Below are 12,145 nucleotides of genomic sequence, written 5' to 3' on the forward strand. Positions count from 1 at the left end.
CGCGCCAACTGTTCATCCAGTTGCTATACCTTTGGTATTCAACTGGATGCCGCGCATGTCTTCGTTCATCGCTTCTGTGCGCCAAATTTTCTACCGCCCCTGGCTGTTGGCCTCCCTGGTCGCATTGGCCAGTGCTGCGCTGCTGCTGGCCGCCAGCTTCGGTGTCACCCTGCAGCAGATGAAACAGAGCGAAAGCGCGCAGATGAATGCCCGAGGCGAGCGTTTCCTCGAGCGCCTCGAGCAAGTGTTCGGGCAATTGCGCGAGGGGGTCGACCAGTTGCAGACGCTGCCGATACGCGGCTGTGATCCAGCGATGTTGTCTGCGCTGCGTCAGGTGGGCCTGAGCTACCGCTTTGTCTATGAGGCGGCCTATGTCGACGGTGACATCGCCTGTTCCAGCCGAGGCGCAGAGCAGGTCATGCGGCCCATGCGCGCCCCCGATATCCAAGGGCCCACCTACAGCTACTGGCTGAACACCACCACCGAGCCGAACGAAAATCTCGCTGCGTTGATGCTGGGGCGTGGCCACTTCCTGGTGTCCACCTCACGTGGCCACCTGACCGACGTGGTCGATCTCCCGCCCGGTGGCAGCCTGCTGGTGGTGCTCGACCGCGGCAGTCGGGCGATCCCGGTGCTGGGCCCTCCCCAGCCCTGGCCACCGGCGCCGGACTGGCCGCCGCCGTCGCGCAAGGCGCTGATCGAGCTCAGCGACCGCCTCGTCTACCGGATGCCGACCAAGTCGCCGGACTACCAACTCGTCCTCATCGCCCCTCGTGCAAGCCTGCCGCTGAAGCTCAACGGCATGCTCTGGTTGCTGTTCCCCGGCAGCCTGCTGCTCGCCTGCTGCATCGGTTGGCTGGTGCTGCAACTGATCCTGCAGCGTCGCTCGATGAGCTCGGAGTTGCAGCAGGCGCTGCGCCGTGGCGAGTTGCAGGTGCTCTACCAGCCGATCTTCGAGCTGGACAGTCGCCGCTGTGTCGGCGCCGAAGCACTGGTGCGCTGGCGGCGACCGGATGGCAGCCTGACCAGCCCGGAGTTGTTCATCCCGCTTGCCGAGAACACCGGGCAGATCCGCCAGATCACCGATTTCGTCCTGCAGCGAGTACTGGAGCAACTGGGCCAGCTGCTGCGGGCCAATCGGCACCTGTACATCTCGGTGAACCTGGCGGCGTGCGATGTGATGGTGCCGCGTATCGGCCGGGTCGCAGCGCGCTTGCTGGCCCATCATCGGGTGTCTGCAACGCAGATCGCGTTCGAAGTGACCGAGCGCGGCCTGATCGATGTGGTGGTGGCTCGCGACAACCTGCAGGCGCTGCGCTCGGTCGGGCATCAGGTACTGATCGATGACTTCGGCACCGGTTACTGCAGCCTCGCTTACCTGCAGACCCTGCCGGTCGATTGCCTGAAGATCGACAAGGCGTTCATCGACGCCCTGGGCCACGACGCCGCCAGCAGTGGCGTTGCCCCGCACATCATCCGCATGGCCCATGACCTGCACCTGCGGGTGATCGCCGAGGGGATCGAGTGCGAGGACCAGGCCGTGTTGCTCAACAGCGAAGGAGTCAACTATGGGCAGGGTTGGCTGTTCGCCCATCCGCTCAACGCCCGACAGTTCGCTGAGCTGATCACCCGAGGACGGCGGATGGGCGGGCGGCGGCTCGATGATGAGCCTTGAGCCGACGCCTCACACCGGCAGTGCCATGTAGAACTGCGTCCCCTGCCCCGGCCGCGAGAGCACGCCCATGCGCCCGCCATGCAGTTGCACGATTTCCTTGCACAAGGCCAGGCCCAGCCCTGCGCCACCTTTCTTGCGCCCGACCTGCACGAACGGCTCGAAGATCCGCCCCTGCTGGCCATAGGCGATGCCTTCGCCGTCGTCCTCGACGCTGATAATCACCCGCTCGGCATGCCGCCGTGCGTGCAGGCGAATGTGCCCGCCGCTGGCGGTGTGGCGGATGGCGTTGTGCAGCAGGTTGTCCAGCACCCGGTCGATCTGCGCAAGGTCGACCTGAATGTGCGGCAGCGGAAGCTCAAGCTCGCTGACCAGTTCGATCTGCTTGTGCGCCGCCGATTCGGCGAAGCGTGCCTGGGCCCGCTCCAGCAAGTCATCGAGTGTGCAGGGCGCCAGTTCCAGTTTCTGCAGCCCGCTCTGGTAGCGAGAGAAATTGAGCAGGTCGTTGATCAGTTGGGTCAGACGCTGCATTTCTTCGCCGATGGTGTCGAGCAGATCGTTTTCCCGCGCTTCGGGCGGGAAGGTGATCCGTTCGCGCAGCAGGCCGAAGGCCATGTGCATGCCGGTGACAGGCGTGCGCAGTTCATGGGAGGCACGCAGGACGAACTCGCTGCGTACGCGCTCGAAGGCACGCTGTTCGGTCACGTCATGCAACACCATCACCGCGCCGAGAATCGGCCCCTGCGGATGGCTGACGGGCGTAAGGCTGAAGGTCAGCAGGCGGGTCTCTTCGTCCACCTCGATGCTCAGGTCATCCGGTGGCCGGTCCAGGCTGCCGCCGCGCAGCACCTGGCGCATCTGTTGCTCCAGCTCCGGACGGCTCAGGGCTTCGGCCAGGCTACTGCCGAGCCGGGAGGCATCCCAGCCCAACTGCCGTTGAGCCACGGGGTTGAGGTGCTCCAGGCGGCCTTGGCGATCGATGATCAGCAGGCCGTCGTCGATGCTGTCGAGCACGGCCTGCAGGCGCTGCTGGCCGGCCAGCAGTTCGTCGATATTGGTGGCCTGGTGCTTGCGCAGGGCGTCGGCCATGAGGCCGAAACGGCGGGTCAATTGGTTGAGTTCGGTGGCTTGGGTCACAGGCAGGGTAACGTCGAAGTTGCCCTGGCCAACCTGATCGGCTGCCTTGGCCAGGGCCTCGATCGGCTGGCCGAAGCGACGGGCGATGTTATGTGCGGTGATGAAGCCCAGCACCACCACCGCAAGGCCCATCAGGCCCAATGCACCACTGACCAGCAAGGCATGGTCGCGGGCATGTTCCTCGCTGCGGGAAATGTGCTCCAACGCCTGCTTGTGCGAGTCGATCAGGTCGGTACGAACCTGGTTGAACGCAGCGCCCAAGGGGTCGTCGACGCCCATGCTGCGCGACGGTGAGGGGCTGTCGCGATAGGCCTGGAGGAAGGCCTGGTAGTTGCTGCTGGCCTTGCTGAACCCGGTACGTTCACCGCCCTGCTCTAGGCCCGATACCAGTAGCGCCTGGAAGTTTTCCTGCAGGTTCACCAAGCTTTTCGGATCGGTATCTGCATCGAGTATCAGGTTCAACTGCTCACCCAGGTTCTGCCGCAGCTTGAGCCCGACTTCCAGGGTATGGGTGGTGTCGCGCACCAGCCTCTGCTGCACCGCAGCCATCTGCAGCACGCTGACCAGCCCCAGCAGCAAGCCCAGCAGTGCGACCGTTACCAGTGCCGAGATGCTGAGAAACAGCCGCGTGCGCAGCTTCATGGGCCACTTCACAGTTTGTACTGCTTGCGCTTGCGGTACAGGGTGGAGGCATCGATACCGAGGGTCTTGGCGGCCTGGTCGAGGGTATCGCTGGCCGCCAGGACGGCACCGATGTGGGCGCGCTCCAGCTCATCGAGGCTCAACGCTGCGCCAACCTTCGGGGCGTTGCCGGTGGGCTGCTCGCCCATCCCCAGATGGCCGATTTCCACGCGTTCCTGCGGGCAGATGATGCTGGCGCGCTCCACCACGTTGCGCAGTTCGCGGATGTTGCCCGGCCAGCGGTAGTTGAGCAGGGCCGCCCGGGCCTCCTCGCTGAACCCGCGCGCCGGGCGCGAATACTCCTTCACGAAGCGGGCGAGGAAGCGATCGGCGAGTGTGAGGATGTCCTCGCTACGCTCGCGCAGTGGTGGCAGGTGCAGGGTGATGACGTTGAGGCGGTACAGCAAGTCTTCACGGAAGCGGCTTTCGCGCACCATCTCCTCAAGGTTGAGGTTGGTCGCGGCAAGGATGCGAACGTCGGCCCGACGGGTGACCGGATCGCCGACCCTTTCGTATTCCTTGTCCTGGATGAAGCGCAGCAGTTTGGGCTGCAAGGTCAGTGGGAAATCACCGATTTCGTCGAGGAACAGCGTGCCGCCGTCTGCCTGGCTGACCCGCCCGAGCGTGCTCTCGCTGGCGCCGGTGAAGGCCCCGCGGGTATGACCAAACAGCTCGCTTTCCATCAGCTCGGCGTTCAGCGAGGGGCAGTTGATGGTCACGCAGGCCTTGCGCGCGCGCTTGCTCCAGCCGTGAATGGCGCGGGCCAGCTCGCCCTTGCCGGTGCCGGACTCCCCCAGGATGAGGATATTGGCATCGGTGGTCGCCACCTGCCGCGCGGTTTCCAGCACCGCCATCATTTGCGGGCTGTGCGAGTCGAGGCCGTCCTTGGGCTTGCGCACTTCACCTTCCAGCGCTTCCAGGCGCGCCGACAGCTGGCGCACCTCCAGTTGCTTGGCGGTGGCCAGGCGCAACTGGTCGGGGCTGCAGGGTTTGACCAGATAGTCGGCGGCGCCGGCCTGGATGGCATCCACCGCGGTGTCGATCGCCGAGTGCGCGGTGACGATCACCACGCGCATCCAGGGCGCCTGGATGCGCATCTGTGCCAGCACATCGAGGCCGTTGTCTTCTCCCAGGCGCAGGTCGAGGAAGCACAGATCGAACACCTGGCGTTGCAACAGGGTCTCTGCCTGAGCGGCGCTGTTGGCGGTGGCGACGCTGTAGCCCTCGTCTTCGAGGCAGTAACGGAAGGTGCGCAGGATCGCGGACTCGTCGTCCACCAGCAGAATGCGGCCTTGGTTGTCCTGGGCTGACTCCATTTTTCCTGCGCTCCTTTGGGATTGATCTCAGTTAGTGTCGGAAAAATCGGGCAAGTTGCATGGTCGATTCTGAAGGATTCCGCCCTATGCATGCTAGCTGTTGCCCTGTTTGTTGGCTAACAGATTGAAATAAATAGAGTTTCAGGTACTCGAGAACGCTGGCACGCAGGTTGCGAAAGTGCCTGGATTTGTTACGAAAAGGAGAAGTGCCATGCCTTTGTTCATGCGTCATTGCGCCCTGGCTGCCGGCCTGCTGCTGGTAATCGGCCCTGCTGTCGCCGACCCGTTGCAGGATGCGCGACTGGAGGGGGCCGTGCAGACTGCGGTTTCCCTCAACAAGGTGCTCAATCCGTTCCGCATCGAGGTGCAGGTGGAGGGCCAGCAGGCGCGTCTCAGCGGCGAGGTGGAAAACCCCGTCGAGCGCGACCTGGCCGAGCGTGTCGCCTTGGCCACTCGCGGCATCGAGCGGGTGGACAACCGTCTGCAGGTCAATGCCGAGCTGGCGGAGCAGCCGCTTGAGCGACGTGCCTACGCCCAGCGCCTGGAGGACGCCACCCTGACCGCGATCATCCGCGCGCGCCTGCTCTGGAGCCGGATAACGCAAAAGGCGCCGATCGAGGTCGAGAGCCGCGACGGCGTGGTGACCATGCGCGGTCGCGTCGACAACGTCGAGGCCAAGGAGCTGGCCGGCGTCATCGCCCGTACCAGCGAGGGTGTGTACCTGGTCAACAACCTGATCAGCCTGGATTCCGCAGCCATGGCCCAGGCCCGTGAAAACCCGCCGACTGCGCCGACAGGGCCGCAGCCCAGCGATGCCTGGATCATCGACAAGGTGCAAAGCAGTTTGCGCTATAGCCGCAATCTCGACGGGCCGAACATCAAGGTGGCGAGCCAGGAAGGCCTGGTGCGGCTGTCTGGCGAAGTGGTCAGCCAGGAGCAGAAGACCATTGCCGTGCAGATTGCCGGGCAGATCCTCGGGGTACGCGGCGTGGATGCCGATCTGTTGAAGGTGGCGAGCAAGGTGGAAGGGTGAATCGTGCAAAACGCACGGGTCGACGAGCGGCATCGTGCAGGATACGTCCTCACCGTCTCCGTTGAATTTGGATAACTTATTGATTAATAAGGATTTTTATCCATCTTAAAAGCTGGCATGCAGGCTGCAATAACCTCCTCAAGGTTTGGATAACAAAGACAGCAGGAGGAGCCGGCATGAATCGCCAATCCGTCAACCGCTCGCAGGATGCAGTACTGCCCTTGCATCAGTTTCTGTACCTCGCGATGGCGTTGGTCGTGACCCTTGCCGCCGGGCTGTTCTACCACAGCTGGCAGACCGTCCGCCTGGCCGATCAGGTGGCGGCGCAGACCGCGCTGTTGACGCAATTGAAGACGGCTCATGCCACCACGCTGGTCAAGGCCGCCCAGCCGCTGCCTTCGGCCAAGGCTTCGCCAGCCACGCTGGAAAGCATCGTTCCTCAGGAACGCTGGGTGTTCTAGGTGCCACGCCGACCCTATCCCGAAAAGAAAGGAGAGTCATCATGCTGAGTTGGGCCATCACATTCCTGATCATCGCCATTGTCGCCGCGGTACTGGGCTTCGGTGGTATCGCCGGCGCCGCAACCGGTATCGCGAAGATTCTGTTCATCGTCTTCCTGGTCCTGTTCGTCGCTTCCTTCTTCTTCGGACGCGGTAGAGGTTGACGCCCATGAGCAGGATGCTCTGCAAGGCCCTGGTCACCGCCCTGCTTCTGGGCGGTGGCTCTGCGGCGATGGCAGCCAATGACGGCCAGGTGCGGGCCAACCAGTTGCTGGGTTCGGATCCGGAATACCGAGAGACTTGGCAGAAGACCATAAAGAATGAAGAACGCCTGCCCGAGTGGGTGATCAACCTCAGCGGCAGCTCGACGCAGCAGATGTCGGCTGTGACCGAGGACGGCGACAAGTATCTGGTCGGCCCTCTCTGCGAGTCGGACCACAACTGCACCTACAAGCGCCTGATCGTGGCCTTCAGCTGGGACAAGGATGAAGCCTACGGGATGCTCGTGGAGGTTCCCGAAGGCTTGCCCTCGGACAAGTCGCCGACCCGCCATGCGGATTACCGCTGGCTGGGCAAGCCCGACGACGGCATGAAGGCGCTGCTGAAGGAGCAGCTCAAGCGCGACCCGAACTGGTACTGACCAACGGTCGCGCATTGTAATCATATGGTCGCTGAACGTACTTACCGTTGCGGCGTCCATGATGCGCCGCCTCGAGGAGAGGCAGCACATGACCAGGGGGCCGGGCTGTTCTGATCGCTTCAGGATCGGAGTGGCCTAGGGGTACAGGGAGTACCTCCGACGAGGGCCGGGTCAGGAGAGACAGCGTCGGAAGATCCAGATCAGCGGTGTCGGAAAAGACATGACGGCCTGATCTGGCTTCCGAAGCGTCCACACGCAGATTTGCCTTTTCGGGCGCACTTGTACGATTTCCCCTTCAAGACACATTTTGTCGTAACCGTATATCGAATTTTTTTCCCCTCGATTGTGCGGTGCGCACAGTGCTTTTTGTTCCATTCGGATTGTCGAACAACCCTCCTCTACCCTGGAACTGATCCTGTCGTTTCTGCCTAAAAATGGCGGTTTGGCCTTGTTCGGAAAACCGAACGGCTGGATTTTATGGCCGCTGAATTGGCCGATTTACGGTCTTTTCTTATGCCGATTCGGCATAGGGTAGTCGTTTCCGGCATTAGACTGGCCCTGTCCACGTCGCAATAGTTGCCGCCTTTTTCGCTGGCCCGAGCGCTCGTTCGCTCGCTGGCGGTGACCTGAGAACAGGGTCGCCGGACGGAAGCCAATCGCTGCCCGTGACGTTGCCAACGGCTCTGGGATGCGCTTTTCCGACCTGTCGGCCATGACCACTACAACAAAGGTAACGACATGAAGAAGGCAAAACTGAGCCTCGCCTGGCAGATTGTGATCGGTCTTGTCCTGGGCGTTGCAGTCGGCGCGCTACTGAATCATTTCAGTGCAGAAAAGGCATGGTGGATCAGCAACGTCCTCCAGCCCGCCGGCGACATCTTCATTCGCCTGATCAAGATGATCGTCGTCCCGATCGTGATTTCGTCGCTGATCGTGGGCATCGCCGGGGTTGGCGACGCGAAGAAACTGGGCAGCATCGGCCTGAAGACCATCATCTACTTCGAAGTGGTGACCACCATCGCCATCGTCGTCGGTCTGGTACTGGCCAATGTGTTCCACCCAGGTGCCGGCATCGACATGAGCACCCTGGGCACCGTCGACATCTCCAAGTACCAGGCCACGGCTGCAGAGGTACAGCATGAGCATGCGTTCATCGAGACCCTGCTCAACCTGATCCCGTCGAACATCTTCGCAGCGCTGATGCGTGGCGAGATGCTGCCGATCATCTTCTTCTCGGTCATGTTCGGCATGGGCCTCTCCAGCCTCAACGCCGACCTGCGCGAGCCGCTGGTGCGTACCTTCCAGGGCGTGTCGGAGACCATGTTCAAGGTCACCCACATGATCATGAACTATGCCCCGATCGGCGTATTCGCCCTGATCGCCGCGACCGTCGCCAACTTCGGTTTCGCCTCCCTGCTGCCGCTGGCCAAGCTGGTGCTGCTGGTGTACTTCGCCATCGCCTTCTTCGCCTTCATGGTGCTGGGCCTGGTGGCGCGCGTGTTCGGCTTCTCGATCATCAAGATCATGCGCATCATGAAGGACGAGCTGATCCTCGCCTACTCGACCTCCAGCTCCGAAACCGTGCTGCCACGCGTCATCGAGAAGATGGAGAAGTACGGTGCGCCGAAGTCGATCTGCTCCTTCGTGGTGCCGACCGGTTACTCGTTCAACCTCGACGGTTCGACCCTGTACCAGAGCATCGCTGCGATCTTCATCGCCCAGCTGTACGGCATCGACCTGTCGATCAGCCAGCAACTGCTGCTGGTGCTGACCCTGATGGTCACCTCCAAGGGTATCGCCGGCGTGCCGGGCGTTTCCTTCGTGGTGCTGCTGGCGACCCTGGGCAGCGTGGGCATTCCACTGGAAGGCCTGGCCTTCATCGCCGGTGTCGACCGCATCATGGACATGGCCCGTACCGCGCTGAACGTAGTGGGTAACGCCCTGGCCGCGGTGGTGATCGCCAAGTGGCAAGGCATGTACGACAGCGCCAAGGGCGAGGCGTACTACAACTCGCTGCTCCAGGCCAACGGCAAGAAGAAAGAAGCCGTGGTGGCGGGCAAGACCGTCAACCAGTAAGCCTCGAGCTGCATGCAAGAGCCCCGACCCGTCGGGGCTTTTTGCATTCTGGAGTCCGACACGATCCCCTGTAGGAGCGGCCTTGTGCCGCGATCGGGCGCGAAGCGGCCGCAAGTCAGGCGGCCGTGATCTTCCTGGAGCATCTCGGTGCCTGGTTTACGGCCGCTTCGCGCTCGATCGCGGCACAAGGCCGCTCCCACAGGGAGATTGGGCTGGCCTTTAGATTTTGAACAAGACAGTTGCTCCCACAGGGAGCGGGTCGGATTCAGAGCGCCTTATGCGCTATCATTCGAGCATTTTTCAGGGGGACTTCAGATGCTCAACGGCCTCTGGCTCGGCTTTTTCGTGGTGGCGGCCATCTCCGCCCTGGCCCAGTGGCTGGTCGGCGGCAATGCTGGCATTTTCGCTGCGATGGTCGAAAGCATCTTTGCCATGGCCAAGCTGTCGGTCGAGGTCATGGTCCTGCTGTTCGGCACCCTCACCCTGTGGCTGGGCTTTCTCAAGATTGCCGAAAAGGCCGGCATCGTCGAATGGCTGGCCAAGGTCCTCGGCCCGCTGTTCGCACGCCTGATGCCGGAAGTGCCTCCCGGCCACCCTGCCCTGGGGCTGATCACCATGAACTTCGCTGCCAACGGCCTGGGCCTGGACAACGCCGCCACGCCCATCGGCCTGAAGGCCATGCGCGCGCTGCAGGAGCTCAACCCCAGCAGCACCACGGCGAGTAACGCGCAGATCCTGTTCCTGGTGCTCAACGCCTCGTCGCTGACCCTACTGCCAGTCACCATCTTCATGTACCGCGCCCAGCAAGGTGCCCCCGACCCGACGCTGGTGTTCCTGCCCATCCTGCTGGCGACCAGCGTCTCGACCCTGGTCGGCCTGCTGTCGGTCGCCGTGATGCAGCGCCTGCGCCTGTGGGATCCGGTGGTGCTGGCGTATTTCATCCCCGGCGCCCTGCTGCTGGGCGGCTTCATGGCGTTTCTGGGCACGCTGTCGGCGGCTGCGCTGGCGAGCCTGTCGTCGATCCTCGGCAACCTGACGCTGTTCGGCGTGATCATGTTGTTCCTGGTCATCGGTGCGTTGCGCAAGGTGAAGGTCTACGAGGCCTTCGTCGAAGGCGCCAAAGAGGGCTTCGACGTCGCCAAGAGCCTGTTGCCCTATCTGGTCGCGATGCTGGTCGCGGTGGGTGTGCTGCGCGCCTCCGGGGCGCTGGAGCTGGCGCTGGGGGGCATCCGCCATGCGGTCGAGTGGATGGGCGTGGACAGCCGCTTCGTCGAAGGCCTGCCCACGGCGCTGGTCAAGCCGTTCTCCGGCAGTGCGGCGCGGGCGATGCTGATCGAGACCATGCAGACCCACGGTGTCGACAGCTTCCCTGCGCTAGTGGCCGCCACCATTCAGGGCAGTACCGAAACCACCTTCTACGTGCTGGCGGTGTACTTCGGCGCCGTGGGCATCCAGCGCGTGCGCCACGCGGTGGGCTGCGCGCTGCTGGCCGAGCTTTCCGGGGTGATCGCGGCGATCTTCGTCTGCTACTGGTTCTTCGCCTGAGCCTGCATCCGTGAGGCCTGGGCGACCGTCCAGTCCACCACCTGGCGCGCGAGCTGGTCACTGGCCGCGCCGAAGCCACTGACCACTGCCGGCACCTGCTTGTCGGCCAGTGGCTGGTGCACCTCGAAGCGTTGGCTGGCGAGGATGCGCTGGCTGCGCCCTTGCACCAGCCGCGCGTCGTAGCGGATCAGTACCTGCACCCCGTCTTCTCGGTATTCGCTCTGGAACGCTTGCAGCTCGCCCACCAGCTCGTAGTCAGCCTGCAGGTTGCTGTCATCGGCGCTCAGGCGCTGGACCCGGCCGTCACGCTGGAAGGCATCGAGCAGGCGATTGCGCACCAGCAGTGGCACCGGATCGCTCCAGCGCGCGCCCTTGTAGCTGCTGATCACGTCGCCTTGCGCAATCACGGCAATGCGCGGCCCGGCCAGGACCTCGCTGGCCAGCGGCTTGTTCAGGCGCAGCGACCAGTCCACCGGTGTCGCCGGGCGGCTCTGCTGTTTAACCGGCAGGCGATAGGTATCGATGGGCTCCGCCTGGGGCAGGATCGAGCAGGCGCTGGCCAGGCTCAGCAGGCTGCCTGCGACGAGCAGGCGAAGGGACGGCCTCATGGCTGGAACTCCTTGTTTGGGTCGCGGCCCAGCAGGTAGCCGCTGGGGTCGGCCTCCAGGCGCCGAGAGATGCCCTTGAGGGCATTGAGGGTTTCGCGCAGCTCGCGGATCGCCGGGGCCAGTTGGTTCAGGCCCTGGGCGCCGTCGTCGAGCGCTTCGCGGTTGTTCTTGAGCAAGTCGTTGATGGTCGCGGTGCTCTGTGCCAGCGACTGCATGGCCTGCTCCGCGCTGCCGAAGGCTTGCTTGCCTTCGCTGCCGAGCAGGCCGTTGGCGTTGCGCATCAGGGCCTGGGTTTCGGCCAGGGTGGCGCTGGCCTGCTTGCCGACCTGGCCGAGTTGCTCGATGGCCTGGGCGATGCCGCCCTTCTGGCTGGCGAAGGCACCGGTGGTCTGTTCGAGGTTGGCCAGGGTGTTGCTCAGGCGCTCGATGTTGTTCTCCGAGAACATCTGGTTGGCGTTGTGCAGTAGCAGGTTGATGTTGGTCACCAGGTCGCTGCTGTCGTTGAGCAGGCGTGAGATGGGCGACGGCGAGGCGACGATCACCGGCAACTGCCCGTTCTTGCCCTTGAGCGACGGGCTCTGCGGCGTGCCACCGCTGAGCTGGATGAACGAGTTGCCGGTCACCCCGGCGAGCGTGAGCTTGGCCTGGGTGTCTTCCTTGACCGGTGTGTCGGCGCTCAGGCGGATGCGCGCCAGCACCCGGCGCGGGTCCTGCGGGTCGAGGCGCAAGGTGCTGACATCGCCGACCTTGATGCCGTTGTACTGCACCGCGCTGCCCCGGGACAGGCCCGAAACGGCCTCGTTGAACACCACTTCATAATCTTTGAAGGCGTCGTCGACGCTGGACTTGGTCAGCCACAGGCCGAACAGCATGGCGCCAGCCACCACCAGCACGGTGACCAGGCCGATGAGGACATGATGAGCTCGGGTTTCCATCG

The 12,145-nt window shown here is 63.5% G+C and carries 11 protein-coding genes; 7 read left to right on the forward strand and 4 right to left on the reverse strand.

Annotated elements, in window-relative coordinates; translation table 11 throughout:
* Positions 1-55: 55 nt before the first annotated feature.
* Positions 56-1,675, forward strand: a complete 1,620-nt coding sequence (locus tag AC2CGW_RS10930) for an EAL domain-containing protein (RefSeq protein WP_288377654.1) — start codon at positions 56-58, stop codon at positions 1,673-1,675.
* 9 nt (positions 1,676-1,684) lie between these two features.
* Here AC2CGW_RS10930 and AC2CGW_RS10935 read toward each other — a convergent pair whose 3' ends face one another.
* Both AC2CGW_RS10935 and algB read right to left on the reverse strand, forming a co-directional pair.
* Entirely contained in the window at positions 1,685-3,463 is a 1,779-nt protein-coding gene (locus AC2CGW_RS10935; protein ID WP_484574040.1) for a KinB sensor domain-containing domain, read from the reverse strand.
* Positions 3,460-4,806: a sigma-54-dependent response regulator transcription factor AlgB gene (gene algB, locus AC2CGW_RS10940; protein ID WP_186669937.1), complete on the reverse strand. Its 1,347-nt coding sequence runs from the start codon at positions 4,804-4,806 to the stop codon at positions 3,460-3,462. Before algB ends, AC2CGW_RS10935 begins: the two co-directional genes overlap by 4 nt.
* Before the next feature lie 211 nt (positions 4,807-5,017).
* Between algB and AC2CGW_RS10945 the strand changes: the two genes are divergently transcribed.
* From AC2CGW_RS10945 to AC2CGW_RS10970, 6 genes are all read left to right on the forward strand, one after another.
* Positions 5,018-5,839 (forward strand): BON domain-containing protein, encoded by an 822-nt coding sequence (locus AC2CGW_RS10945; RefSeq protein ID WP_186709811.1) that lies wholly within the window; start codon positions 5,018-5,020, stop codon positions 5,837-5,839.
* Positions 5,840-6,015: 176 nt separating this feature from the next.
* Positions 6,016-6,300 carry a hypothetical protein gene (locus AC2CGW_RS10950; protein WP_484574041.1) on the forward strand — a complete coding sequence of 95 codons (285 nt, stop codon included), beginning with the start codon at positions 6,016-6,018 and terminating at the stop codon, positions 6,298-6,300.
* 41 nt (positions 6,301-6,341) lie between these two features.
* A complete protein-coding gene (locus AC2CGW_RS10955) occupies positions 6,342-6,503 on the forward strand; it encodes a DUF1328 domain-containing protein (RefSeq protein WP_003252966.1) in 162 nt (53 codons plus the stop codon).
* Positions 6,504-6,508: 5 nt separating this feature from the next.
* Positions 6,509-6,979 carry an inhibitor of vertebrate lysozyme family protein gene (locus tag AC2CGW_RS10960; protein WP_186709808.1) on the forward strand — a complete coding sequence of 157 codons (471 nt, stop codon included), beginning with the start codon at positions 6,509-6,511 and terminating at the stop codon, positions 6,977-6,979.
* A gap of 738 nt (positions 6,980-7,717) precedes the next feature.
* Entirely contained in the window at positions 7,718-9,055 is a 1,338-nt protein-coding gene (gene gltP, locus AC2CGW_RS10965) for a glutamate/aspartate:proton symporter GltP (protein WP_186669929.1), read from the forward strand.
* Between the two features lie 315 nt (positions 9,056-9,370).
* Positions 9,371-10,600: a nucleoside recognition domain-containing protein gene (locus AC2CGW_RS10970; RefSeq protein WP_054893339.1), complete on the forward strand. Its 1,230-nt coding sequence runs from the start codon at positions 9,371-9,373 to the stop codon at positions 10,598-10,600.
* Here AC2CGW_RS10970 and AC2CGW_RS10975 read toward each other — a convergent pair.
* Together AC2CGW_RS10975 and AC2CGW_RS10980 are read right to left on the reverse strand one after the other, a co-directional pair.
* Complete coding sequence (locus tag AC2CGW_RS10975; RefSeq protein ID WP_484574042.1) at positions 10,582-11,208, reverse strand: ABC-type transport auxiliary lipoprotein family protein; 627 nt, start codon at positions 11,206-11,208, stop codon at positions 10,582-10,584. The two genes, AC2CGW_RS10970 and AC2CGW_RS10975, sit on opposite strands and share 19 nt — an antisense overlap.
* Positions 11,205-12,143 (reverse strand): MlaD family protein, encoded by a 939-nt coding sequence (locus tag AC2CGW_RS10980; protein ID WP_186669926.1) that lies wholly within the window; start codon positions 12,141-12,143, stop codon positions 11,205-11,207. The genes AC2CGW_RS10975 and AC2CGW_RS10980 overlap by 4 nt, the downstream gene beginning before the upstream one ends.
* Between the last annotated feature and the right edge of the window lie 2 nt (positions 12,144-12,145).

It is taken from the genome of Pseudomonas sp. SYWMCR5 (assembly GCF_057197165.1).

Coding starts and splice junctions, on each gene's coding strand:
- gltP (WP_186669929.1), top strand. CDS start 7,718: ATGAAGAAGGCAAAACTGAGCCTCGCCTGGCAGATTGTGATCGGTCTT.
- algB (WP_186669937.1), bottom strand. CDS start 4,806: ATGGAGTCAGCCCAGGACAACCAAGGCCGCATTCTGCTGGTGGACGAC.
- AC2CGW_RS10950 (WP_484574041.1), top strand. CDS start 6,016: ATGAATCGCCAATCCGTCAACCGCTCGCAGGATGCAGTACTGCCCTTG.
- AC2CGW_RS10960 (WP_186709808.1), top strand. CDS start 6,509: ATGAGCAGGATGCTCTGCAAGGCCCTGGTCACCGCCCTGCTTCTGGGC.
- AC2CGW_RS10975 (WP_484574042.1), bottom strand. CDS start 11,208: ATGAGGCCGTCCCTTCGCCTGCTCGTCGCAGGCAGCCTGCTGAGCCTG.
- AC2CGW_RS10970 (WP_054893339.1), top strand. CDS start 9,371: ATGCTCAACGGCCTCTGGCTCGGCTTTTTCGTGGTGGCGGCCATCTCC.
- AC2CGW_RS10955 (WP_003252966.1), top strand. CDS start 6,342: ATGCTGAGTTGGGCCATCACATTCCTGATCATCGCCATTGTCGCCGCG.
- AC2CGW_RS10930 (WP_288377654.1), top strand. CDS start 56: ATGTCTTCGTTCATCGCTTCTGTGCGCCAAATTTTCTACCGCCCCTGG.
- AC2CGW_RS10980 (WP_186669926.1), bottom strand. CDS start 12,143: ATGGAAACCCGAGCTCATCATGTCCTCATCGGCCTGGTCACCGTGCTG.
- AC2CGW_RS10945 (WP_186709811.1), top strand. CDS start 5,018: ATGCCTTTGTTCATGCGTCATTGCGCCCTGGCTGCCGGCCTGCTGCTG.